Below are 24,650 nucleotides of genomic sequence, written 5' to 3'. Positions count from 1 at the left end.
GGCCGAAGCGGGTCGTCAGGGGAGACGACCGTGGAGGGTGGGTGTGATGGGGCGCTACGTCGTCATCGATTAGTTCTTCTGGGGATAGATAATTCAGTTCTACCATGTGACTGTCGATAGTATTGCAACTCACCATACTATCGATACTCACGACCCTGTTTCAACTCACTATTCGATTCTAACTCGTAACACTACCTCGCAGTCGTTCGATTTCCGTCGTTACAGTTTGTGTCGGAACGCACGCAGCACGTCGTGGCCGGTTTCGGTCAGCGTCACCTGCTTTTGCCGTCCGACCTTTCTAACTTCGATGTAGCCGTCGCGTTCCAGCGGGTCGACGATGTTCGCGTTCAGCAGGGCGAACTTCGCCTTGTCGTTCGCCGGGTTACTGTCGGCGATGAACGACAACTCTTCGTCCTCGGCGTAGCTGATGAGGTCCTTTTTCTTCGGGGTGTACACGTCCGTGTTCGCCTCTTCGAGGTAGTGCATGACGGACACTTGGTCGTGCGTCGGCGATTCGATGGGGTAGGTCGGTAGCACCTCCTCGCCGACGTATCCGTAACTCTGGCGTTCGTTTCGGTCCGCGTACGCGTAGCCTTCGGGGTGGACGTAGTACGCCGTCGCATCGGTCGCCATGCAGGCGATGGCCGCGCCGACCGCCGAGAGCTTCGACCCGCTCGCGACGTTCACCCGAACGATGTCGTCCTCGTGTTCGGAGACGAGCGTCGTGACGATTCCCAGAACGTCGTAGATGTCCATCAGATCGACCGTCCGCGACCGAACCTCGATACCTTCCGCGTCGAGTTCCTCCTTCAACGCGTCGTGATAGTCGGGACTTCCCGGACTATCGTGTTCGAGGAGATAGAGGATGTCTACCCCGTGTTGCTTCACGGGACCCAAGATTCGGTCGTACTCGAATCCGAGCGGAGCGATATGTACCTCGTCGATGGACTGCATAGCGGATTCGTTCGCGCGTTACCCGTTAAAACCGCTAGATTTTCCCGCTGTCGTACGGGTCCACGGTCGGTGATGGTTCCCCGGACTCGTTCCCTCTTCTGTCTGTTAGCTTCAGTAACTATTAAGTGCTTTATTCTCGGATATAATATTGTATGAAAATAAATTCGCTATCGGAGCGCGTCAAATCGAATCCCCGATTGCTCGGTGTCCTGTTCGCTGCGACCCTCATTTTGCTCCAAGTACAGTGTGTCGCCGCGAACTTCGCGGACATCAGTCCCGGTCCCTGAGCGACGTCGCTTACAGGTCCGACGTCGATAGCTCGTCGCTCCAGTGGAGCGTACCGTTCGCTTCGACCGGCATCACCTCCGCGTCGAGCGCGGCATCGAGTTCGTCAGCCGATAACTCGAACGCCCGAACCGTTCCCGACCCGATGTATCTCTGTTCGTCGAACATCGGCGAGAGAACCGTTCCGAGACCGTAGGTTTGCGTCGGATACGCGACTGGAGTGACGACGTAACCGTCCCCGTTCGGTTCCACGTCCAAGCGAATCGGCTGTCCGCTTTCGCTCTGACACAGGGTCAACGCCCCGTCGCCGACGACGAGATAGCGATGCCTATCTACCAGTTGCGTTCGTGCGATTTCGAGCGCCACCCGAAGCGGGAATCCCGCGTTGAGCAACCGGGCGAGCGCCTTCCCGACCCGCGTCGCGGCGGAGTTGAGCACGGGCGACATCGTGACGACGCCGCCCTGACTTCCCTTTTCTATCAGCGCGGTACCCTGTTCGTACGAGCGACAGGCGTTGAGCAGGAACGCGTTCGTCTCGACGCTCGACAGCGATTCGGCATCGAGATGTCCGTCCGGGCACCGAAAGCCGTCCGAATCCACGTGGCCGATGAAGTGGACGAAATCCGACGGCAGGGAGAGCAGTTCGGACAACTCGTCGCCAGTCAACTGATGGTGTACAGACACGTCCGATTCGACGAAATCCCGGACGCCGTATTGTTCCGCTACGTCCTTTTCGTCCTCCATCGTCTCGTCGTTGCAGACGACGTGAACGGTTAGCGTCGAGTCGTCGGGGTCGGGTCTGTCGAGGCGTCGGTACAGCGATTCGAGCGTGAGTTTGTTCACTCCCAGGGGATAGCCGTTCCCTATCCACGCGTGTTCCGCAGTCGGTGCGGACGCCACCTGAAAGAAGTCGTCGTCGTCCCACCGCCAGTCGCTCGCATTCCTGGCAAAGTCGTCGAACGCTTTGGGAGGTTCGGTGACGTTCCTTTCCGTCGGATTCGACGGTGTTCGACAGAACGAAAGGTCGTACGCGACGAACGGAAGCGCTTCGACGTTCGCCTTCGTCGGCACGATATCCGTCGTCAGATTCCAGTCCATCGCTACCGATTCGACCCGTTCGAACGGCAGCGAAAGCGCCCTCTCCACCCGGTCGGCGAGCGGCGCGTCGTACAACGACTCGAAATCGACGTCCATCCTCGACTCAACCCGTTTTCGCTCGTACAGCTCGACATCGTAGAAGCCCTCCGTCCGGGCGAGACAGTCGAAGAAAAACGTTCGTCGGAGTATCGAATTGACCGTCGCCTCGTAGCCGTCCGGTCCGTCGAGCGACTGCTCGAAATTCCCAGCGATGAGCCGCGGTTCGTCCCCCGCGATGATTTCCGCACCGAGATAGTAGGCCAGCGACGACGCGGTGTACACCCGCGTTCGCTCCGGCGGCAGGACGAGCGTCACGTCCGTTTCCGGCGGCTCGATTTCGCCCGGAACCGAGAACGTCTCCCCGCGTTCGATGAGCGGCGGATGTCCGCGCAAGGTGGGGAACGACCGCTCCGGCGAGAGCGTCTTCAGCGCGGACCCGAACAGGGAGACGGCGCGCATCACATCGCGTACCTCGTCCGTGACGGTTATCGTCCCCGCCGGGTGCTCGTGAAGCGAGCGCGCGCCGACGCGAATGCGCGTCGTTCCCTCACAGTGAACCGTTACCGCGGTTTCCCCCCGTTCGAGTCGAAATCCACTCTCGAACGCGAGGTAGAGCTTCATCGACGTGCTGTTGAGTTCGAGGAGGTAGTCGCCCGCCGGAAACTCGTTGCCGTCTATCCTCGTGCTATCGGCGACGAGCTCGCCGGATTGCGTCCAGACGAGCGGCGAGACGTGTTTCGGAATCTCGACGCTCGCGGTTTCGAATCCGACGGCGGCGTCGACGGGAAAATAAAATCTGCCCGTCCTCGTCTGTACCGGGGTTATCGGCTCGGGAACGTACAGTTCGAACCGGGTGTTCTCAATTGGGTCGCTGATTTCGAGCCCGGTCCGTCGGGTGAGCGTTTCGAACTCCATTCAAACGGTGACGGGTTACAAGCGCACCCATATAGTCGTTTTATCGAACGCCGGGACGTGCCACCGCTGCTCGGGCGGTTGTCCGGGTACCTGCCTGAGTTCGATACGGGCGTCGAACAGCGGCGAAAGCTCGTCGACGAGCGGGTCATCGTCCGGCTTGGGTAAGTGGTAATGGGCCATCCCGCGATGGTCGGCGACGATTTCGGCCGTCCCTTCGACGAACTCCCGTATCGAATCCCGGTCGTCTCGAACGCCCAAATCGACGCCGATGCGGAGTTCGGCCGGGTCGAGTCCGTCGAACTCGTCGTCGTAGAAATCGGCCGCGGCACCGATTTCCCGTCGAATCCCGTCCATATCGTCGGTTTCCCTCACCGACACGTCGCTCGACGCGCTCGGCCTGGCCGAGCGCTTTTCCCCCGCTCGCTCGACGACCCAGAGACGGTCGTCGGCCACCGAGAGCGAGTCGGGAATCCGGCTGGTCGTATCGAGGAGCGCGAGAACGCGGTAACGCCGGTCGCCCTCCCCGAACAGGGTTTGGGTCGCCCGTGCGGTGACGGTATCGGGCACGTCCCCGGTGATAAGCAGGTTGCTTCCCCGTTTCTTTAGCTCGCGGAGATAGCGCACGAACTGGCGCGGGGAGTCGGCAAATCGTGGCCAGCCGGAACTCATGTTATATCAAACTCACACAACCAACGAAATAAATGTTTCGTCACTCCGTGTCGGTCGCAAGCAGCAGGGTGAACGAAACGACCGCGACCAACAGCAGCGCGAGCGCGAGGTACCCTCGCCACGAACTCGTCGGGAGCGACACCGGCCCGACGAACGAAAGGGTTCCGACCGCGAGGCCGACGCCGAGGCCTGCAACGAGCAGCCCGCCGGTTGCGTGGGCGATTTCGCCGCGCCGGGTTTCCGCGGTCCGACCGATTTGCAAGCCGACTTCCGCCGCGTGGTCGCCGACGTCCCGGACGACGAGGGCGGCACCGACCGCACAGAAGACCACGACCGGCGACGCGCCCAATCCCGCGGCGACGAGCGCCCCGAGGAAGAGTGTCGCGCCGCCGAACGCGAACCCGCTCGCCGAATCGAGCGCGACCCACGGGCGGACGGTCAGGACCGCCATCACCTGCACCATCACGAGCGACAACAGCACGCCGGTGACGCTGCCCGTGATGACCGTCGCCGGGCCGAGTTGCTCGACCAACTGCCACGGCTCAGCGGCCGCGAACCGCGACCCGACCGCGGGGACCAGCATCGACACCACGGCGACGACGCCAGCCAACGCGACCGCGGCGATTCCGCCCGTTGCGAACGCGAGCGTTTGCGGCGGTTCGTCACCCATCCACGCGATGATGACGTGTTGTGCTCCTCTCGCGGCGAGGATCACAAGTTCGAACAGGATGACGACGCCCACGACGCTCTGGAGGATTCCCGAACCGACGGTGAACCGGACGACATCGCCTAACACCGACAGCGCCGTGAGCAGGCTCTCGAACCACCGCGGTCCCCAACCGGAGAACGCGACGACGACCTGCAGCGCGAGGAATATCCAGTACGGCGTCGGCACGGTTTCGAGTCGGAAGCCGAACGGTTCGAGAATTCGGTGGCGGAGGTTCGCCGTCGCCGGAAGCCAGTCGTCCAGTATCGGAACGACCCAGTGGAGCAACTCGACGGCCACCAGACACCCTATCTGGAGGGCGATGAGCATGGCGAGCGTGCTCGACGTGGCGCTTCCGACGAGTATTGCGCTCCCGACCCGCCCGAGCGTTCGAAACACCGTTGCGTGGATGCTCGCCGCGAGGAGCGTTCCGACGACGAGCACCGCGAGGGACCGACGGAGCATGAGATACACCGGAAAGCTGACTCCCGACGAGAGGGAGATGGTCGCGTTGAGCGCGACGGCAGTCACGCCGAGTCCGAGCAGGAGCGAGAACAGCGGCGGCGTCCCGAGTCCGAGGGACACGGTGAGCGCTATCGCCCCCCCGACGATGCCGAGGCTTCCGGCCGCTCGCCGTTCGTTCGCCGCCGACTGCATTCCCATCGCACCGAGCGCGATGCTGATCGCGCCGACGACGCCCGCCGCGACGCTCCCGAGATTGCCGGTCCCCCACCCGAGCAGGAGCACCGCACAGGCTGCGATGACGCTCGCCAACGCGCCGCCGAAGCGCGTCGAACTGTGGTTGACCTCCTCGTTCACGCCGACCACCTCGCGCTCTTTTCGACTGCCGTCGCAAGCGGCTCGTCCGGCGACCAGTCGATGGCGCTGATGTTCCCTCGTCGAATCTCGTTCAGTCGCTCCGTCCGGGCGATTTCGGACACCGCACCGCCCGGCGTTTCGGTTCCCGTCATGTCCGGGGTGACGACCGTCACCGCGTGTCCGTACGCGTCGAACCGCTTCGCCACGTCTACGGCGGTATCGTCGGCCAGCGGCGAGAGGAATATCACCTGCGTCTCCGAGGACAGCCGTTTTCGAAGCCGTTTGAACCGCCGCTCCATCGTTCGCTCGTCGCGCGACGACCCGAACAGTCCGCTGCTACTCGACATCTCCCTCGGCGTCTCGACTTCTTCCAGCGTCGCACGGACGCGGGCGGCCTGTTCCCGCCCGCCGCCCGGCGGGAGGAACAGTTGCTGTGACCCGTACAGCGCGACGCCGACGCGGTCGTTCTGCCGGACGAGCGCGTTCGCGATTCGTTCCGCGGCGTACACCGAGAGGTCGATGGCGTCGGGTTCGCCGGACCGCCGAGCGATGCTGGCGGCCGAGCGGGCGTCCACGAGGAGTAACACCGCCGCCGCTCGACTCTCGCGGAAGTTCACCGTCGTCAGTTCCTTCGTCCGGGCGAACCGCTTCCAGTCGATTCGGCTCATCGGGTCCGACGGCCGGTACTCCCGCGTCGAGTGGAACTCGATGCCTTCGCCGCTCGCGTCCGTCTCGATGTGCCCCGGCGTCGGGGTGGTCAACTGCGACAGCGGCACGTCCTCGACGAACGTATCACAGGTTATGGTGGCCGGAAGGGTCCGCTTCTCGCGGACTCCCCGCGTCCCGCTCATGGATTTCGCGACGAGCGTCGTCGGGCCGAACTCGTGGGTCCCGCGCTGGCTTCGAACCGCGTAGGAAAACGACACGGTTTCGCCCGGTCCCAAACTCGTCCCGTGGCGCGGCGACCCGTCAACCACTGCGAGCCGTTCCGGCACGCCGTCCACGATACGAAGGTCCGCAATCGCGTCGTCGCCCTCGTTTTCCACCGTGAGCGTGACCGTCACGTCCTCGCTCGGCCGCGGCGACCGCTCTTCTACCTCGCGGTCGAGTTCGACCGACAGCTCCGGCGTCCCCGACGTGAACTGATAGGCCGCGTAGACGAACCCGACGACGGACGAGAGAAACATCACGGTGTTCCCGGTGACGACGCCCGCCGCACCGGCGAGCAGGGCCACCGTCATCCCGGCGTTCAGTTCGGGACCGCCGCTCATTTCGATTCACCGCCGTTCCGTTCTCGCAGTTCGGAAACTGCCCGTTCCGTGCGGCGGTCGAACGTCTGGCCGCGCGCCCAGTCGGTAATGCGCGTTCGAAGCGGGATGTCGGCGCTCGATGCGCCGAAGAAGGCCGCCGCCCGCGGGTCGTCGGTCCACGACCCGTCTTCGAGTCGCTCCCTGGCTTCGGTTTTCGTGTATCCGTCGCCAGCGAGCGTCTCGACCGCGGCGCGTCTGACGTGTCGCCGCGTCGTCGCCCGCCGACTGCGCCGCTCTCTGGACTCCAGACCGAGGTTGCCGGACAGGCCGAGGCCGTCGTCCACGTCCGACCCGCTCGTCCGGTGTTCGTCGTAGTGCGCCCTCTCGGGGTCGGTTTGCGGCTGCCAGATTTCGTCCCGTTCGTCCGTCACGCCGTCGCCGAGCGACCAGATGGCGAGCAGTCCGCCCGCACCCGCGAGGAGGAGCACCGTCGTCGGGTCCGCGAGCCACCCGACCAACGGTTTGACGGTCGCTTCCGGCACGGCCCACGGCGCGAAGACGACGACGAAAGCGAGCAGCAGCGAGGTGACGCCGACCGTCAGCAGGAGGCGTTCGCGGCTCCGACGGTTCCGGAACGTCCCTCCGACGTACCCGGCGACGCGTCCGACGGCGCGCCCGACGAGACGCATCATTCGTCACCCTCTCTGAACCGGTCGATTTTATCGAGCGCCGCGCGGGCGAGTTTCGTGCGGTTCGCCGTCGGCGGCAAGCTCCCGTACCGAACCTCGCGGAAGGCGGCGGTCAACTGACGCACCGCGTCGGCGGGGTAGCCCCGCTGAATCGCTTCGCGTGCGTACTCTCCCGGCGTCGTCGTTCGCCGACGCCTGACCGGGAGGTGCTCGGTCATGGATTCCCACGCCTCTTCGATGCTCGGCGGGCCGCGTTCTTCGGGTTCCGCCGGTGCGGTCCCCCCGTTCGTCGCGGTTCGACTCTCCGATTTCCCGTCGGAACGGCCGGACAGGGTGGGTCGGGAGAGCGTCTTGGGAATCGAGAACAGGCCGCTTCCGACGCTGCCGATGGCGAGGAGCGTCCCGCTGAAGCCGCGCCCCATGACGGCTATCGTCCTCCCGAGCGCCGAACCGAGTCCAACGGTGCTCGCGGCGAGGCCGCGTCCGACTTCGCCCAGCAGGCCGATGGCGTCGTCCGCGAGTCGCGGAATCGACGCCGAGAACCCGACGACGAGGCCCATCGTTCTGGCGGGTATCTTCCCGACGAGTTCGCCGACGGGAATCCCGCGAACCGTGAGCGGTATCGCGCCGTCGCCGTCCAGCGCGAGGGTTCCCCTCCGGAACCCGACGGCGAGGAATGCGCCCCCGACGAGGACGAGGATTCCGACCGCCTTCCCGAGTATCTGTAGGAGCGGGGTCCCGTTACTCGTCGACTGCGACGCACTCGCCGCCGTCGTCGTTGTCGTGGCTGTTTCCGAGTCGGCCGACCCGCCGCTCGATTCGCTGTTCGTCGTCGTTTGCGCCGTCGTCGTTGCGACCGTTCCCGGGTCGGACGGGTTTCCGGCGCTGACGGTCGAGCGACTGCCAGCGCTCGGCGCACCCGGTGTATCGGCGCGGTTGCCGCCTCCCGGACCGGCGGGATACGACCCGAATCCGGTAGCGGGGAACAGCGACGCACCGAAGATGACCGCGAGGACACAGAGGGCGATGAGGGCGGCGCGGAGGCGATTGCGTTCCACAGGTGTTGGGTTTCTTTCCCATCAGGCAAATATCTTGCTTCCCAACTGGACACGTCTTTGAACCAACATTCATGTGGTGCGACCACGACGAGTTACGTACGACATGTCACGAGACCCCGCCCTGACTCGGCGAATCATCGCCACCCTCGCGTGCGTGCTGCTCGCAGACTTCCTCCTCGTGGGTTGTGTCGCGTTCCTCCTCCGCCCGTGGCTCGCGCCCGTCGCAACCGCCCTCCCGTCCGGACTGGGATGGCTGGCGCTCGTCGTCCCGGCGACCGCGGTCGTCGCGTGGGCGCAACTGCGATACACCCGCCGCGAAGCCCTCTCGTCGGTCGATGCCACCGTCGTCACCGACGAGGAGTACCCCGACCTGCTCGCCCGCGTTCGACGGCTTGCGACCGGCGCGGACGTCGCGGTTCCGACCGTCGCCGTCGCCGAGACGGACGTGCCCAACGCCTTCACCGTCGGGACGCCCCGACGCGCGACGCTCGTCGTTTCGACCGGCTTGCTCGCCGCGCTCTCCGCCGACGAACTCGACGCGGTGCTCGCCCACGAACTCGCACACGTCAAGAACCGCGACGCGATGGTGATGACCTTGGCGACCTTCCTCCCCGCACTGGCGGGCGACTACTCCCTGCTGGAGGACCTCGGTCTGTCTCGGTCCGCCCGGCGGACCGTCTGGCTCGCCGCCATCGTCCTCCTCTACGTTCCCAGCGCGGCCGTCATCGACGCGCCGCTGTTCGGCGTCCGCTACACCGTCACCTACGTCTTGCTCGTCGCGTTCGTCCTGCTGTTCGGCGGGGCCGCCCTCGGATTGTTGGCGATGCCGGTCGTCTCGCTCGCCGGTCGCCTCTCCCACGACCGGGAGTTCATCGCCGACCGGGCGGGCGCGACGCTTTCGGGCAGTCCGGCGTCGATGGCCGGTGCGCTCAGGACGCTCGGCGAGGACGCACCGGCCGCGTCCGACCGAGACGCCCGCGCCGTGGACGGCGTGAAACAGCTCTGTTTCCTCCCCGGCGGGTTCGGCGACGAGGGCGGCGCGCTCGAATCGCTCCCGATTTCGGTACGAACCCATCCCCCCATCGACGACCGCCTCGATGCGCTTCGCTCGCTCACGGCCGACTCTGACCGCTGACTCCTCCGGCCACTGACCGCTCTGGCCGTTATCGTCCCGAAAAAGACGGCGCGACCGGCCGTCACGTCGTTTCGTCTGCCGATTCGCCCGGCGGTTCGCCCGCCGATTCGTTCCGTGCTTCTACTTCTCTTCGGCCGATTCGATATGTTCGATGGCCGATCTTATCGCGTTTCGTTCAGCGACTCGATTCGTTGTCGGACCGACGTGAAGACGCCCGCCCACTTCAGTTCGAACAGCCCCCACGTCAGGAGCGACAGGGCCCCGAGGAGGATGGCGAACAGTTCGGGAACGCCGATCCAGACCGGCGTGATGTACATCAGACCGTTGAGGTACTTGCCGGGGATGGCGTCTTTGACGCCGATCCAGAACTGATTGACGAAGCCGTTCGACCTCGATTTGAGCGCCGCTTTCTGCGCGCTCGGGCCGCTCGCGCTCTCGTCGCCGGTGCCGAGACGTTCGGCTTCGTACGGGAACGCTATCTGCACGTCCCAGACGATTTTCCCCTTCTCGTTCACCTCGAAGACGCGGTTACCGTTCGAGTCGGTGATGAGGGTGTGACCGTTCGGCAGGCGGTCGGCGTCGCGGGGCCACTGCATCTTCGAATCCTGCCACGTCCACGTCCGCTCCCACGAGCCGTTCTCGCGCTGATACTCGACCACGCGGTTGTTCTCGGAGTCGGCGACGAGTTCCGCCGGGCCGCCGTTCGACTCGTTGATGAAGTCGGGATTGTGCTGCTCGTAGAGGACGTCGTAGTCGTCTTCCTTCCCGAGCGTCCAGTTCTTCTCCAACCCGCTTCCGGGGTCGAGGAACAGCACCCGGTCGTTGTTCCGGGCGCTGACCGCGATTCGGCCGTCGTCGAGGACTTGGACGTTGTTGATGTGCGTCCAGTCGTCAGGATACGTACCGCCGGTTTTGCTGGTCGATAACGCGTCGCTCGCGTTCCACGTCCACCCGACCGTCCCGCTCGTCGTGTTGACGATGAACACGCGGTCGAGGAAGATGTCCGCGACGACGAAGTGCGTCTCGTTCAGGCGGTCGACGTCGTGATACCGGGTGGCTTCCTTCCCCGGCGTGACCTCCGACCAGATGGGGGTGACGTCGCCGGTCGTCAGGTTGACGCGCTCGATACCGTTCCGCGTACAGGCACCGACCTCGCCGTGGACGTCCATGTACGTGTCCCACGTCTCCTGGTCCACGTTGCGCCGCGAGAGGTTCCAGTCCGTCGGACACTCCGCTTTCTTCAGGTGCTCCGCGTAGGAGTACTCGACCGTCGTCTTCGTTCCCTTCACTGGGTCGACGTCCCAGTATCGTGTGTGGGAGTCGTTGTAGTACAGAATCGACCCGTTCGGGTTGAACGCGACGAGTTCCGCCCGCGCTCGCGGGCCGCTCGCCTCGCGGCCGAGCCAGGAGTTGGAGTCGGTTGCGATCACCGTTATGTTCTGACGGGGGGGGACCATTTGACCCGTTTCGGCCCTGATTTCGGACTGTGTTTTGCCGCGGAAATCCGCGGAACTTCCGGGGTTCGTGGCGTACGCGTTCACGACCGCGACTCCGGATAGTATCACCAGTCCGGCAAAGAAGAGCCGAAGCATCCGCTTTGATACCATTACCCCCTTCTATTGCGTCCGAAAATATACCGGTTTTGACCGAGCGTGACAAACAACTTTTAATTTAGCGTATGAAATGAATGGGGGCGGGATGTGAAAGAGACGTGTACGTACCGTTTTCACCCCGAATAACGACGCACGGCGGGTTTTGAGTTCCGGTTCGGCTCTCGTTCCGCAACCGAAAGACGCAGAAGGGGTGCGTTCGTATTCCTTACGGATGAGTAATTCAGGAACACAGCTCCGGTCGTTCGGCGTGGGTCTCCTCCTCTCGGTCGGGGCGTACGGCGTCGGCCAAGTCGTCGCCGCGGTCGCGGTCCTCGCCTTCATGGCCGTCGGTATCGATATTCTGAACCGACCTGCGCTCCTCCTCGCGGTCAGCGCCGTCATGCTCCAAGGCGTCACGTTCGGTGGTATCGCACTCGGCTACCTCTCCTATCGAAACCTCGGACTCGATTTTATCCACATTCGCGTCCCGTCGCTTCGTGACATCGGTATCGCAGTCGCCGGATTCGTCGCCCTTTTCGCACTCCTCCAGTTGATCTCCCAAGTGACGCAAGCCCTCGGGGTTCAGTCCGCGCAGAACTCCATCGTCGATATGGCGAGCGGCAATCCCGACATCTACCTGCTGTTGATTCCCCTCTCGTTCCTGCTCATCGGCCCCGGCGAGGAACTCCTGTACCGCGGACTCATTCAGGGGATGCTCCGCAAGGTGTTCCATCCCGTCCGGGCCATCGTCTTGGCGAGCGCGATTTTCGCGTCCATTCACTTCTTCTCGTTGTTGGGCGGGAGCGTCGGTAAATTCGTCTACATCGCCACCGTGTTCACGCTGGCACTCGTCCTCGGTAGCCTGTACGAGTACACCGACAATCTCGCGGTTCCGATGCTCGTCCACGGCGCGTACAACGCGACGCTGTTCGGACTGCAGTACCTCATGGCGACGGGGCAACTCCCGTCGTAATCCAGAATAACAATTCAATCCCTATATTTTAATAATCTCTTCCTAACCGAACGCCACTTCATAGCAGCTGGATTAATAACTCAGTAGTAACTACGTTCGACCATGAACGATACGGGTTCGGATTCGACGATTCCCCCCGACGCCGATTCGTGTGGCTGTGGCGACGCCGACGACGGTTGTGATGCCGATTACGGTCATCACGACGACGACGGCCACGAATCGGCCGACGCGGATGTCGTCACCGACGGCGCTGGCGATTCCGATGTCGTCCGGTTGTCCGTCCCGGACATGGACTGTCCCTCCTGCGCCGGGAAGGTCGAAAGCAGCGTTCGAACACTGGACGGCATCGACGCCATCGACCCGCAAGTCACGACCGGGACGCTCACCGTCGAGTACGACGCGACGGCGACGGACGCCGCGGCCGTCGAAACCCGCGTCGAAAAGGCGGGCTACGCGGTCGAACGCGACGCCTCGGAGACGACGTTCTCCGTCCCGGACATGGACTGTGCATCCTGTGCGGGCAAAATCGAGAACGCCCTCGACGGCGTTTCCGGCGTTCGAGCGTACGATACGCGCCCCACGACGGGGAACGTCACCGTTTCCACGGACGAGTCCGCGTCCGTGGCGGACGTGACGGCGGCCATCGAAAACGCCGGGTACGACGTCGCCGGGACGAGCGCGGACGAGGACGACGCGTCGCTCGATACGGAGAGCGTCTGGACGAGCACGCGGGCCGTCAAGACGTGGACCAGCGGCGTCTTCGTCGCGCTCGGATTGCTGTTCGAGTTCCTCCTCACCGGGGCGAACGCCACCCTCGTCGGCGCTGGCGGTGCCGTCGCGCTCGGCGGCGTCGAAATCACGGTCGCGGACGCGGCGTTCCTGCTGGCCGTCCTCGTCGGCGGGCAGGCCATCGTCACGAACGGCTACTACTCCCTTCGAAATCGGAACCTCGATATCGACCTGCTGATGAGCACCGCCATCCTCGGCGCGCTCGCGGTGAGCATCGGGTTCGGCAAATCGCTCTACTTGGAGGCGGCGACGCTCGCCTTCCTGTTCAGCGTCGCGGAACTCCTCGAACGCTACTCGATGGACAAGGCCCGAAACTCCCTGCAGGAGTTGATGGACCTCTCGCCCGACGAGGCGACGGTCAAGCGGAACGGCGAGGAGGAGACGATACCCGTCGATGACGTGGCCGTCGGCGACGTGGTGCTCGTGCGCCCCGGCGAGAAAATCCCGATGGACGGGACGGTCGCCGACGGCGAGAGCGCGGTCAACCAAGCCCCCATCACGGGCGAGAGCGTCCCCGTGGACAAGACCCCCGGCGACGAGGTGTTCGCGGGGACCATCAACGAGGGCGGCTATCTCGAAATCGAAGTCACCTCCGAGGCGAGCGACAACACCCTCTCGCGCATCGTCGAGATGGTCGAGGACGCGCAGGGGAACAAGACCGAGCGCGAGCAGTTCGTGGAACGCTTCGCGGACTACTACACCCCGCTCGTGCTCGCCTTCGCGGTGCTCGTCGCGGCCGTCCCGCCGCTCGTCTTCGACGCACCGTGGGTGACGTGGTTCGTTTACGGCCTGACGCTCGTCGTCCTCTCGTGTCCCTGCGCGTTCGTCATCAGTACCCCCGTCACCGTCGTCTCGGGTATCACCAGCGCCGCGAAAAACGGCGTCCTCATCAAGGGCGGCAACCACCTCGAAGCGATGGGCGAGGTCGAAGCCGTCGCCTTCGACAAGACGGGGACGCTGACGAAGGGCGAGTTGACCGTCACGGACGTGATTCCACTCAACGGGAACTCCGAGGAGGACGTCCTCCGCTGTGCGCGCGGCCTCGAAGCGCGGAGCGAACACCCCATCGGCGAGGCCATCGTCGCGGAAGCCGACGGGGCGGGCGTCGCTGACCACGAAATCGACGACTTCGAGAGCCTCACCGGCAAGGGCGTCCGCGCCGACCTCGGCGGCACGACCCACTACGCGGGCAAACCCGACCTGTTCGAGGACCTCGGATTCGACCTGAACCACGTTCACGCGACGGACGGGGGCGTCGAAGCGACGGCGACCCGCGACCTCTGTGAGCGAAATAACTGTCTCGACCTGCTCGACGAAACGGTTCCGGCCCTCCAGCGCGAGGGGAAGACGGTCGTCTTGGTCGGCCGCGTCGGGCAAAGCCCGACTGGAAGTCGGATGGAATCCGGCGGGACGGAGGGCGAACTCGAAGGTGCGATCGCCGTCGCGGACGAGGTGCGCCCCGACGCCAAAGCGGCGATACAGCGCCTCCGCGACCTCGGTATCGACCACCTCGTGATGCTCACGGGCGACAACGAGCGAACGGCGAAGGCCATCGCCGAGCAGGTCGGCGTGGACGAGTTCCGCGCCGGGCTGCTTCCCGAGCAGAAGGTCGAAGCCATCGAGGAACTCCGCGAGCGGTACGACGGACCGCGCGAGCAACGGTCGTCGGGCCAGTCCTCGTCCGGGGATGCTCACGAGCAACGATCGTTGGCCCGCCGAACCTCGTTCGGAGGTGTTGCGATGGTCGGCGACGGCATCAACGACGCCCCGGCGCTCGCCACCGCGACGGTCGGCGTCGCAATGGGTGCCGCCGGAACGGACACCGCACTGGAGACGGCCGACATCGCGCTGATGGCCGACGACCTCTCGAAACTACCGTACCTCTACGACCTCGCACACGACGCGAACGGCGTCATCCGCCAGAACGTCTGGACGAGCCTCGCCGCGAAGGCCGCGCTCGCAATCGCGGTGCCGTTCGGTCTGGTCCCCATCTGGGCCGCCGTCCTCGTCGGCGACGCGGGCATGACGACGGCCATCACGGGTAACGCGATGCGACTGTCGCGGATTACGCCGCAGTCCCTTCGAGAGTAGCATTCCGGTTCGTTTCCACCCCTGTCACCTTCCTGTTCGTTCCCATCCCTGTCACTTTTTTCCGTTAGATTCGATGCGTGTACCATAGTCGCTATCTTCGCCCCCGTCCTATCGGAAATCAACGGGGCGGACTGGTTCACCCGACGCCCGTCTCCGTTTCAAACTACTCAACTATGGATACTTCCACACAACGTGCCGAGACGACGGCCACCGACTCGAATCGCCAGTCGAGACGACACCTGTTCGTGATCGCCGGTGCCGGACTCATCCTCCTCACGGGGGTTATCCACCTCGTCTTGGTACCCGAACATCTGGAGGAAACGACCTACCTCGGCGTGCTCTTCGCCGCGAACTTCGTCGCCGCGGCGGTCGCCGCGGTCGGAATCTACCGGAACCGCCGGTGGGGATGGTGGCTCGGCGTCGCCATCGCGGCCATCGCCGTCGTACTGTACGTCGCCCGCGGCACCGTCGGCCTGCCCGCGACCGAAGCCGAGGAACTCCTCGAACCGATGGGCGTGCTGGCGAAAGCCGTCGAACTCCTGTTCTTGGGCGTCGCCACGGCGTGGCTCACTACCGACTGATTCTCCCATCCCCCTCCCCTGTCCGACCCTGATTTCGGCCCGACCCCGATTTCACTTCCCGGTTACGAGACCACCGGTTGCGATATTATCCACAGCGAGAGCACCGTGTAGCCGACCATCAGGACGACCAGCGGGAGGTGCCCCCGTCGCGCGGCGGACGCGGTTTCGAACCGCTCGACCGCGACGTAGTGGGCGGCGACCACCGCGATGACGTGTCCCAGCACGATGAGGAGGACTTGCGACCCCCAGAACGCCGGGAGCGAGAGCCATCCGAGCGGGTTCACGGCTTGAACGCCCGGCGCGACGGGTTCGAGCGCCACGGCGACGAGTTGCCCGAGGTTGCGGAACACGTAGGTGTAGTTGTGGGCCACCTCGTAGGCCGCCGCGATGGGGAGCACCGTCGGCGCGAAGGCCCGTGCGGCACCGCGCCACCCCGGCAGGAGCGGCGCGCCATCGTCGGCGGACACCCGCCCGCCGTCCGTTTCCGCGTCGGTGGCACGAGCGGTGCGCGTCCCTCGCTCGCGCTCGCCGAGGCGTTCGACGAGCCAACTGGCGAGCGCGAACGAGACGACAAACACGACGAGACCGGCGGCGTACAGCAGGACGCTCGTCTCGGGTCCCGTCCCGAGCAGGTCGCGCGCGTCGAACAGCACGTCTTGGTACGTCCGCGTGTTGGTGAAGCCGTCGAAGCTCACGGTGTAGACGGCGGTGACGACGAAGGCGACCAGCGAAAAGTCACGAACCGGCTCGACGCTCCCCCGCCACGGCGCTCGGAGCGAGATTTCAGTCCCGCCCTCGTCCGTCCGCTCGATAGTTATCGACGCGACCCGCCCGAAGAGGCGGTAGAGGACGGCAAGCGGGTCGGCGCGGCGGAACCACTCGACCCCGTACAGAACGCTTCCGAGCACCATCAGGATGGCGTACACCGCGAGAACCCCCGTCGTCAACCGCGGGCTGTTGGGGACGTAGGTCAGGTTCTCGAAGATGCCCAAGAGGAGGACGAATCCCACGAACGCGGGCCAACTGGCGAGCCATTTCGGATAGGATTCGGCGACGGCCACCCGTTCTCCTTCGAGCCACGTGAGTCCGTCGTAGAAGGTTCGCCACGGCGAGAGGACGGCCCACACCGTCCCGAGGAGAATCGAGAGGAGGGCGACCCCGCGGAACCAGACCGGCCACACGAACACGGTTGCGAAGTTCTCCACCGGCACCTGTCGCCCGACGACGCCGAGACCCAGTGCGGCGGCGAACCCGGCGAAGAAGACGAGCCGAACCCCGACCCGAATCGGGGTCGAAATCGACGCCGGGACGGTGAGAACGCGGGTCCGGCGCGTCCCCTCCGCGGGCGTCCGCTCGGTGAACGCGAGCCACCCCGCCGTCAGCGCGACGGTCGCGCCCGCACCGAGAAACAGCAGCGACAGCGGAAGCGGCGAGGCGAACTTCTCGCTCGGGACTTGGTGTGCGCTCGCCACCCCCGACATCAGTCCGACCGCGAGAAGGGCTGTGAGCGCGATTCGGAACCGTCGCCCGATTCCGAAACGCCCCCCGAGTCCACCGTTCATTGTGCGCCCGTAGTAGCCGAACGGGAAAAGCAACTGCGGTTCTTCGCCGCGCGATTCTCGCCGAACCACGCCCGCGGCTTTGCGACCCAGAATGTATTTGCGGCCGTGCCGGTAACCCACAGCCATGTCTTCGTCATCGTTCGACGCGACGGCGCTCTCGTCGCTTCCCGCATTCGCCGCGCTCGAAACCGCGCCCGTCCTCGTGGGACGCAAGGACGGTGCGAGCATCCAGATGAGCGACCTCTACTTCGAAAACCAACTCTCCGTGCTCCGAAACCTCGACAGCGCGTCCTTCACGGACCGAATCGCGGCGCTCGAAGAATCCTACGAAATCGTCCAGAACGCCTCGATACACTTGAACTCGCTGTCCGTCGGGACGCTCGAACACGCGGCGAACAACGTCCACGAAACGTACCGGTCGATGCCCGAAACGAAGCGGCTTCGGTCGGCGTTCCCCGGCGACTGCCTCACCGTGCCCGAGTTCGTCCGGACCGGCGGGAACGGCATCGACTTCGGCCTCCGGGCGTACTTTTTCCGCGAGGGCGACGCGCCGGACGCCGGGGAGATAATCCGCCGAAACGTCGTCGGCGTCGTGGAGGACACCGAACGCGAGTTCGAACGCTATCAGGGCGGCCTCCACGGCTACCCCGAGTGCTGTATCGACGCGTTCATGGACCGCTCGCCGGAGGCACCAGCGCCGGAAGTGCGGTCCGTCGAGGCGCTTTCGTGCATCCGCGAGGACCGAATCGGTGCCCGAGGGGCCTCGATTACGGACATCCTCCCCGACTTCTTCGAGGACCCGCACGCCTACGCCTTCTTCTCGCGCAAGTTCTTCCCCGAACCCGGCTGTGCGACGGCCGAAGAGCGCGGCCGAGACGTCTTCGAGGGACTGACGACGGCGTTCCCGGAGACGATGGTTCGGGATAGCTTCCGGCTGAACTACGCGCTCTGTTACACGCTGGCCCACAGCCTCACTCCCGAGGGCGGCAAACTCCCCCGCGTCGGCTCGTTGGGTACCGAACACGTCTACGCCTATCTCCCGCTGAAAAACGCGCTGTCGGTGCCGCGATACCGGTCGGCGTAGCGTCTTCCGGTCGATTCGCTACTTCCTTCGCTATTTTTCGCTGTAATCCATCGCGACGACTCGTCCGTCGCCGTAGACGGCCAGTATCTCTTGGTTCCCGTCACCGTCGATGTCGGCCAGTTTGACGTGGGTCCAGATGGGCACGTTACGCTCGTAGCTCGCGAGGACGGCCCCGTTGTCCGGATTGATGACCGACACGCTACCGGTCTCGGTGACCGCGACCAGTTCTTTGTTTCCGTCCCCGTTCAGGTCCCCGAGCATCGACGGCGGCATCGTCTGCACGTCCTCGGTGCTCAGCGTCGTCGTCCACTCGACGCTCCCGTCGCTCGCGTCGAGCGCCCTGAGCTTTCCGATGTCGGTGTCCCCTTCCTCCTGTAGCGTGGACGCGTACACCTCCACTTGTCCGTCGCCGTCACCGTCGCCGACGGCTTTCACGGCGGCCATCCGCCCGAACGACTTCGACCATTGTTTATCGCCCGTCTTCCCGTCGATGACCGTGACGTGACCGTCGAACGTTCCCGCGACGATTTCGACCGCGGGGTCGCCGTCGGTTTGGGCGGTCGTCATCCAGTTAACGCTCCCGGCGGTTCCCGTCTGCCACTTCACGCTCCCGTCCCGTTCGAACACGGTGACCTTTTTCTCCCCGACGGCGAGTTCCGGCGCGCCGTCCCCGTCGAAATCCGCGACGGCCGGTGCGGCCACGACGGTGGCCGAGTTCTCGATGTGTTTCCGCCAGACGAGGCTTCCGTCCGCCGAGTAGACGAAGACGGTCCCGTTCAGGTCCGTGACGACGATTTCCTTGCCGGGGTCCGTCGTGAAGTCGGTCACGATGGGTTTGGTGTAACCCCACCACGAGAGGTTCCCCGCGAACTCCTGTTTCCCCGCCGAGGTGAATCCGAGCACTTTGTCCTCGGTCGTCGCGACCAGCACGTCTTGGGTGCCGTCGCCGTCGTAGTCCGCGAAGATGGGGTCGCCGTAGCCGTGGATGTTACAGTTCTCCGTCGGCATCTCCTCCTGCCACCCTTTCGTCCCGTTCGCGTCCATCTCCACGAGCGAGCACGTGCCGTCGTTCTGCTCGACGTTGACCGAGACGACGATTCGCTTCGATCCGTCGATTTCCGCGACCGCCGGAACGTGATGATTCCCGACCGTGTTCCGCGAGGTGTCGGAGACCCACTTTTCCGTCAGTTGGCCCCGCTGATTCGGCTGCATGACGGCGTACGCCCCGGCACCGACGAGGGAGAAGAGGAGGACCGCGACGACCGCCACCGTTCGGGTACGCATTGGATGAACCTACCGACGGAGGACGGAAAAACCGTCCGCATCGTTCGCCTCGCGTACTAGTTGGCAGGTTGACTAATAATCCACGACGGCCGCTCACTCGTATCGTCGGGTGATGTATTGTCGCCTCCGCCACTTTCCGACACTTCCACCGACATCGCCAGCGGATTTTATATCCGTCCTCGTCCACGTTTCCATCGAATGCGAGATTTTCACACCCACTCGAATTACTCCGACGGAACGTTTCTCTCCCGGATGGTCCGCGCCGCCGAGGAGGTGGGCCTCGACGGAATTGGGGTCACCGACCATTGCACCGTCTCCTCGCGCGAGTACACGAAGGACGTCCGCGCGGCGAGGGGATTCAATCTGGACGTCACCTACGAACGCCGTCGGCGCGCCATCGAATCGTTGCGCGAGGACGCCGACGTCGAAATTTACGATGCCGTCGAAATGGACTACGACCCCCGCGACGAGGCCGAGATACGCGACTTCTTCGAGCGCGCCGACTTCGATTACACCATCGGCAGCGTCCACGACATCGCCGAGATGAACGTGCAGGTCCCCTCCAACTTCGAGAACATGTCCGACGACGAGTTGGACGGTATCGTGGACCGCTATTTCGAGACCCTCTCCGCCCTCGTCGAGTCCGAGTTGTTCGACATCGCCGCCCATCCCGACCTGATAGAGCGGACCCCCGGACTCCGCGGCCGCGCGACGGACGACCACTATCGACGGCTCGCCCGGACGTTCGCGTCGTCTCGAACCGTCCCCGAAATCAACGCCGGTCGCGCCCTGACCGACGCGGGTATCGTCCACCCCGCGGAGCGGTTTTTCACGATTCTCCGGGAGTACGACGTTCCGTTCACGGTCGGCTCCGACTCACATTCCCCCGAACAGCTCCGTCACCGCCGCGACTTCTTCGACGACCACCTCGAAACGCTCGACATCGAGCCGATAGCGCCGCCGGGCTTTCACGACTGACTTCCCTCGTCCTCGCCGCCGTCGGTCGCTTCACCGCCGCGTCTCGCATCGTCGGTCCCTTCGTCCGTCTCGTGGGTCGTCGTCGGACCGATGTCGAGGGGGGTGGTCGGCTCCTTGCCGCGAAGCTGCGGGACGGCCACTTGGAGGAACTGGACGACGATGACCATCAGGAGCGGTCCCAGAAAGACGCCGTACCAACCGAACAGTATCGGCCCGAGCAGGTACGCGAACATGACGAGCGAAAGGTGGAACAGCTTTCCCGAGAGGTACGGCCGGATGTAGGTTCGAACCACGTTGTCGAACGCGAGCGTCATGAACAGGAAGAACACGAACGGGTACCAGAGGGCGTTCGGGTCGCGCTGAATCGCCCCCAGCGCGAGGAACGCCGCGATGGCGAGGTAGACGACGGACCGGCCCACCAGCGGGACGAGCGTGAAGATGCCCGTGATGACCGCGAGGAGTATCGTCGCCGGAATGAGCAGGTTTCCGGGCGCGAATAGATTGAAGAGATTGTAGATGACCGCGGTCAGGATCATGATGACGAAGATGGTCAGCGTGTAGCCGAAGTAGATGGAGTTCAGGCCCGCATCGACCGCTTCGAGGTAGTCGGTGAACACCCGGTCGTCCCCGAGCAGTTGCTCTTTCCCCCAGCGAGCGAGGCGTTCGTCCTCCACGAGGAGGAAAAAGCCCAGCAACAGCGAGAGAAACAGCATGAAGATGCTCGACGCGATGCCCCCGACGAAGGCTTGCGCGGCGGCGAGCGCCGACTGCACCGACGGCTTCTGGAGCGTCGTGGTCGCCGTGTCGAGCAACTGATTCGGGTCGTTCGGAATCGTGGTCGTCGGCAACCCGCCGAGGAGTCGCGCCGCCACGTCCGTATTTGCGAAGGCGGCCAACTGCCCGATGGCGATGGAGAAGAAGACGCCCAAAAAGAGCACCACGGGGACGACGATGAGCACCAGCGACAACGCCGCCGAGAGGTTCTTCCCTTTGATTCGCCGGCCGAGGTACCGGTTTATCGGCCGTGCGACGTAGTAGACGAACAGACCGAACACGACCCACGGGAGAAACATGTACGCCACGGCGGCGATGATGCCGAACACTATCAAGCCGAGGACCCACCACTTCATCCCCGGCCGCACGATACGAACTCGCATCGCTTCCGAATCCCCCACACTCCCTGCCATATCGTGACATACACCTCGGACGATGTTAGCTCTGCCGTCGGTGGCGGTTACCGGCCCCTTCTCGTCGGATGTGCCACCACAACTGCTATCATGTTAGACGACCTACGTATGTTGAACGACACGACTCGGCTATCACACGCGGTCGTGGTTCAGGTGGAGCGACATGACTGGTTCAAAGCCGCACGGTGGGTGGGGGAACGGATGCCGACGTGAGCGCCCGATATCGATACGGTATCTCCGTTTCAACGGGGAGGCGGGGCGGTGAGTCTCCTCCAAGTGCTCCCGCTGGCGTTCGTCATGATCGCTGGCCCCCAATTTCTCAGTGCGATTTTCCTCGCCACGAGCGAGAATTGGCGGCGGAACTCCGCCGCGTTCGTCTTCGGCGCGGCGCTCTCTATCACCCTCCTCGTTTCGCTCACGTACTTTCTCGGTATCGGGGCGAACCGTCAACAGGGTTCGAATACCGCGCTCTCGGCCATCGTTCTCGTCCTCCTCCTCGCCGCCATGGTGCACACCTACCTGACGCGGGAGGAGTCGGAACCCCCGAAATGGATGGGGAAGTTGACGTCCGCGAGCCCGCGGTTCTCGTTCCGACTCGGTTTCCTGTTGCTCGGCTTCTTTCCGACCGACATCCTCACCTCGGTCGCCGTCGGATCCTATCTCGCCTCGAACGGGCTCCCGCTCACGGATTCGTTCGGATTCATCGTCGTTACTCTGCTGATTTTGGCGTTTCCGTCGCTCGTCCTGCTCGCGTTCGGTAAACGGGCCGAAGCCTTCCTGCCGAAGGCTCGGGAGTGGATGAACGATAACTCGTGGGTCGTCAGCGAGGTCGTCATCCTTCTCTTCGTCGGTATGAGCCTCAACAACCTCCTCGGCTAACCGGTTTCGTGGACCAAGCTCGAAAACGTCCGTTTCGCTCCATCTCTCCGAGTAATCTCTTGTCCGCACACGGACTCGCACCCTTGTCGTTCGGTGGGGCGGCTCGGACGACTCACCTCCAATTTCATATCGCGCTATGTAATTTATAAATTCGAATTCGATAGGTTCACCCCGTTTCGACGTTGAATTCTGCGTTTTCTGTCTCTGTCCACTAACTTCCCATTAGGGCCATAAGCGGCAGTGAGTACAGGTGGGTCGCTCCCCTCGGGGAGCGTATCCCGTGCGCTGGGATTCGACGGATTCGGTTCGCGTCAGACACGCGCCTGACTGACTTTCTTGTACGTGAACGTCGATGGTCTGCTATGGAATTCGTAACTGTCGCACGCGTCGCCGAGTTCGCCGCGACAGAGGAGGGTGCGTCGGCGTGACCGAACGGACCGTCCAAATCGAGATTTTAGTCGCCGACTGCCCGGAGGATGCACCTGAAGTGGAGGCGAACTCCCGCGTGGACGTCGCCGTAAACGGACAAATGTATCCCACCGCAAGACTCGACGACGGCCGGTACGTCGCGTGGTGGTTCGAGGCAGCGGCACCGGCCCCCGACGATAGCATTACCACGGAGTGGGTCGCCGCCCCGACCCGCTACCTCGCGGCCGCAACGCTGAGTGAACTCTGGGAGGACCCCGCCGCGTTCGATTCTCTCGTGAGTGCAAACTGTTAGAAACGGGCCCAGAGACGGTCGATAGCGGACGATCTGGTTGGTCGGGAGGAACTCGGCGACCCCGGGCGATAGTTCCCCCCACGCGATTCCTGTCGATGCCTCGGTGGATGGATTCGAACCTCTCTGAGGAGCCACCGTCCGACCAGGACACTCACACAGACGTTGAACACGATAACCGGAAGCAGTTCCGACGTGATGAACGCGACGAACAGTCCGGTCAGTACCACTCTGAGGCTCATCCCGAGCGCGAGCGCAACCGCCGCCGCGGTGAGTATGGTTCTCGTCCAGCCGTACGCCCGTCGCATATCCCCGCGCTCGAAGTGAACCGGCGAACGGGCGACGAACGTCTCTTTTATCCCTCCACCGCCGACTCTCCGGGCAATCGCCGCCGAAACAGTCGTTCGGCCGTAACATTGCGCTAATGATTCTCTCCCCCGACGAGCACGCCGCACCATCAGGAGTTCGTTCAACCGCCTCGATATTCAAACCGCGTCAGTCCCGCGTCTGACAGCTCGTTGGTTCCGGTGATTCCCGACACTGACCGCCCCGAGTCACCCGACTCTTCGGTCCATCCCGTCTCGACCCTTGCCGGAACTTCCGTGTCCGTCCATCCGGTTCGTCTTGCCCCGTGGATGCCGATCGAACTTCCACTATTGCGTCATTTCCTCTCCCAACATCCTCTCAGATATTTGCCCTACTTCTCCATACGCGCACACGAAACAACACTATAACTCGGTATCGGGAGCTTGTCGGACAGTAATGAGCTATTGTACCGTGGGACGTGTCTGGACTTCCCAATGCGCCTTCGATTCGACGTACTTAAATTCTACCGGGCATTTCGATAGAATGCGAACGACGCCTCGTGGTTTGCCCCGCGAGGTGGCCGCCCGAATCCGGCGCATTTAACTATGCGATTGCCGGGTTCGGGCGAACGAAAACCCAATCCAATGCCCTTAAGTGTATGGGGGCACTCGGATGTGATGTACACGGCGTCCCGCGGTTTGGGACGAACGGAACACACCTAATCCGGTGCCCTTAAGTACTACGGGGCACTCGGATTGAATACGAAGCGCCTCCGGCCCACAACCGGCCGGGGGCGGGCGAAGTCCGACGCCCTTATATGATAGGGTCGTCAGGATACAAACGCGAAGAAAGACACAGACGCGATCTGTGAGGCGTTCAACTCGTCTCACAATCTCGGGCGAACGAGGTTCGAAGGGTTTAATACCCTTCCTCGCCTCTACTCAAGTCCGAAGGAAATGAGGATTCCACCCCTGCGGTCAGCCGTATATGATGGAATCTGATGTTAGCC

At 63.9% G+C, this 24,650-nt stretch carries 21 protein-coding genes; 9 read left to right on the top strand and 12 right to left on the bottom strand.

The window, feature by feature from the left end; all coding sequences use genetic code 11:
* Window positions 1-219: 219 nt before the first annotated feature.
* Window positions 220-954 carry a DUF6293 family protein gene (locus tag OPC11_RS18810; protein ID WP_007978151.1) on the bottom strand — a complete coding sequence of 245 codons (735 nt, stop codon included), beginning with the start codon at window positions 952-954 and terminating at the stop codon, window positions 220-222.
* A gap of 152 nt (window positions 955-1,106) precedes the next feature.
* On the opposite strand from OPC11_RS18810, the gene OPC11_RS18805 reads away from it, so the two are divergent.
* On the top strand, window positions 1,107-1,241 hold the full coding sequence (locus tag OPC11_RS18805) for a hypothetical protein (RefSeq protein ID WP_007978153.1): 135 nt from the start codon (window positions 1,107-1,109) through the stop codon (window positions 1,239-1,241).
* Window positions 1,242-1,251: 10 nt separating this feature from the next.
* Here OPC11_RS18805 and OPC11_RS18800 read toward each other — a convergent pair whose 3' ends face one another.
* The 6 genes from OPC11_RS18800 to OPC11_RS18775 are packed head-to-tail and all read right to left on the bottom strand — an operon-like array spanning window position 1,252 to window position 8,482.
* Entirely contained in the window at window positions 1,252-3,291 is a 2,040-nt protein-coding gene (locus OPC11_RS18800; RefSeq protein ID WP_264782953.1) for a hypothetical protein, read from the bottom strand.
* Between the two features lie 15 nt (window positions 3,292-3,306).
* Window positions 3,307-3,960 (bottom strand): hypothetical protein, encoded by a 654-nt coding sequence (locus OPC11_RS18795; RefSeq protein ID WP_018129088.1) that lies wholly within the window; start codon window positions 3,958-3,960, stop codon window positions 3,307-3,309.
* A 40-nt stretch (window positions 3,961-4,000) separates the two neighbouring features.
* Window positions 4,001-5,485, bottom strand: a complete 1,485-nt coding sequence (locus OPC11_RS18790; protein ID WP_264782952.1) for a hypothetical protein — start codon at window positions 5,483-5,485, stop codon at window positions 4,001-4,003.
* Complete coding sequence (locus tag OPC11_RS18785; protein ID WP_264782951.1) at window positions 5,482-6,756, bottom strand: DUF58 domain-containing protein; 1,275 nt, start codon at window positions 6,754-6,756, stop codon at window positions 5,482-5,484. Before OPC11_RS18785 ends, OPC11_RS18790 begins: the two co-directional genes overlap by 4 nt.
* On the bottom strand, window positions 6,753-7,427 hold the full coding sequence (locus OPC11_RS18780) for a hypothetical protein (RefSeq protein WP_264782950.1): 675 nt from the start codon (window positions 7,425-7,427) through the stop codon (window positions 6,753-6,755). Before OPC11_RS18780 ends, OPC11_RS18785 begins: the two co-directional genes overlap by 4 nt.
* The gene (locus OPC11_RS18775; protein WP_264782949.1) at window positions 7,424-8,482 is read right to left on the bottom strand and encodes a DUF4129 domain-containing protein; all 1,059 of its coding nucleotides are present in this window, start codon (window positions 8,480-8,482) and stop codon (window positions 7,424-7,426) included. Before OPC11_RS18775 ends, OPC11_RS18780 begins: the two co-directional genes overlap by 4 nt.
* A gap of 103 nt (window positions 8,483-8,585) precedes the next feature.
* On the opposite strand from OPC11_RS18775, the gene OPC11_RS18770 reads away from it, so the two are divergent.
* On the top strand, window positions 8,586-9,617 hold the full coding sequence (locus OPC11_RS18770; RefSeq protein WP_264782948.1) for a M48 family metalloprotease: 1,032 nt from the start codon (window positions 8,586-8,588) through the stop codon (window positions 9,615-9,617).
* Between the two features lie 161 nt (window positions 9,618-9,778).
* On the opposite strand, the gene OPC11_RS18765 is transcribed toward OPC11_RS18770, so the two are convergent.
* Window positions 9,779-11,224, bottom strand: coding sequence for an arylsulfotransferase family protein (locus tag OPC11_RS18765; protein ID WP_264782947.1), 1,446 nt, complete (start codon window positions 11,222-11,224; stop codon window positions 9,779-9,781).
* Window positions 11,225-11,441: 217 nt separating this feature from the next.
* Here OPC11_RS18765 and OPC11_RS18760 point away from each other — a divergent pair, with 217 nt between their 5' ends.
* The 3 genes from OPC11_RS18760 to OPC11_RS18750 all read left to right on the top strand — a co-directional run bounded on the left by OPC11_RS18760 (window position 11,442) and on the right by OPC11_RS18750 (window position 15,643).
* Window positions 11,442-12,182, top strand: coding sequence for a type II CAAX endopeptidase family protein (locus tag OPC11_RS18760; RefSeq protein ID WP_007978165.1), 741 nt, complete (start codon window positions 11,442-11,444; stop codon window positions 12,180-12,182).
* Between the two features lie 102 nt (window positions 12,183-12,284).
* Window positions 12,285-15,062: a heavy metal translocating P-type ATPase gene (locus OPC11_RS18755; RefSeq protein WP_264782946.1), complete on the top strand. Its 2,778-nt coding sequence runs from the start codon at window positions 12,285-12,287 to the stop codon at window positions 15,060-15,062.
* Window positions 15,063-15,235: 173 nt separating this feature from the next.
* A complete protein-coding gene (locus tag OPC11_RS18750; protein ID WP_264782945.1) occupies window positions 15,236-15,643 on the top strand; it encodes a hypothetical protein in 408 nt (135 codons plus the stop codon).
* A gap of 62 nt (window positions 15,644-15,705) precedes the next feature.
* Here the strand turns inward: OPC11_RS18750 and OPC11_RS18745 are convergent, their stop codons facing one another.
* Window positions 15,706-17,331, bottom strand: a complete 1,626-nt coding sequence (locus OPC11_RS18745; protein WP_264782944.1) for a hypothetical protein — start codon at window positions 17,329-17,331, stop codon at window positions 15,706-15,708.
* Between OPC11_RS18745 and OPC11_RS18740 the strand changes: the two genes are divergently transcribed.
* Window positions 17,330-18,289: a hypothetical protein gene (locus OPC11_RS18740; RefSeq protein WP_007982087.1), complete on the top strand. Its 960-nt coding sequence runs from the start codon at window positions 17,330-17,332 to the stop codon at window positions 18,287-18,289. The genes OPC11_RS18745 and OPC11_RS18740 overlap by 2 nt on opposite strands.
* Before the next feature lie 30 nt (window positions 18,290-18,319).
* On the opposite strand, the gene OPC11_RS18735 is transcribed toward OPC11_RS18740, so the two are convergent.
* Window positions 18,320-19,573: a PQQ-like beta-propeller repeat protein gene (locus OPC11_RS18735; RefSeq protein WP_264782943.1), complete on the bottom strand. Its 1,254-nt coding sequence runs from the start codon at window positions 19,571-19,573 to the stop codon at window positions 18,320-18,322.
* 198 nt (window positions 19,574-19,771) lie between these two features.
* On the opposite strand from OPC11_RS18735, the gene OPC11_RS18730 reads away from it, so the two are divergent.
* A complete protein-coding gene (locus OPC11_RS18730) occupies window positions 19,772-20,551 on the top strand; it encodes a PHP domain-containing protein (protein WP_264782942.1) in 780 nt (259 codons plus the stop codon).
* Here the strand turns inward: OPC11_RS18730 and OPC11_RS18725 are convergent.
* Window positions 20,542-21,738, bottom strand: a complete 1,197-nt coding sequence (locus OPC11_RS18725) for an AI-2E family transporter (protein ID WP_264782941.1) — start codon at window positions 21,736-21,738, stop codon at window positions 20,542-20,544. The two genes, OPC11_RS18730 and OPC11_RS18725, sit on opposite strands and share 10 nt — an antisense overlap.
* 261 nt (window positions 21,739-21,999) lie before the next feature.
* On the opposite strand from OPC11_RS18725, the gene OPC11_RS18720 reads away from it, so the two are divergent.
* Window positions 22,000-22,617 carry a GAP family protein gene (locus tag OPC11_RS18720; RefSeq protein WP_264782940.1) on the top strand — a complete coding sequence of 206 codons (618 nt, stop codon included), beginning with the start codon at window positions 22,000-22,002 and terminating at the stop codon, window positions 22,615-22,617.
* A 424-nt stretch (window positions 22,618-23,041) separates the two neighbouring features.
* Entirely contained in the window at window positions 23,042-23,338 is a 297-nt protein-coding gene (locus OPC11_RS18715) for a hypothetical protein (protein ID WP_018129084.1), read from the top strand.
* Here OPC11_RS18715 and OPC11_RS18710 read toward each other — a convergent pair.
* Window positions 23,335-23,643 (bottom strand): hypothetical protein, encoded by a 309-nt coding sequence (locus tag OPC11_RS18710; RefSeq protein ID WP_007982077.1) that lies wholly within the window; start codon window positions 23,641-23,643, stop codon window positions 23,335-23,337. The two genes, OPC11_RS18715 and OPC11_RS18710, sit on opposite strands and share 4 nt — an antisense overlap.
* Window positions 23,644-24,650: the final 1,007 nt, after the last annotated feature.

It is taken from the genome of Haladaptatus sp. T7 (assembly GCF_026008575.1).
GTDB classification, from domain to species: Archaea; Halobacteriota; Halobacteria; order Halobacteriales; family Haladaptataceae; genus Haladaptatus; species Haladaptatus paucihalophilus.
The sequence above is the reverse complement of the archived record's forward strand: the minus strand, read 5'-3'. Positions and strand labels throughout refer to the sequence as shown.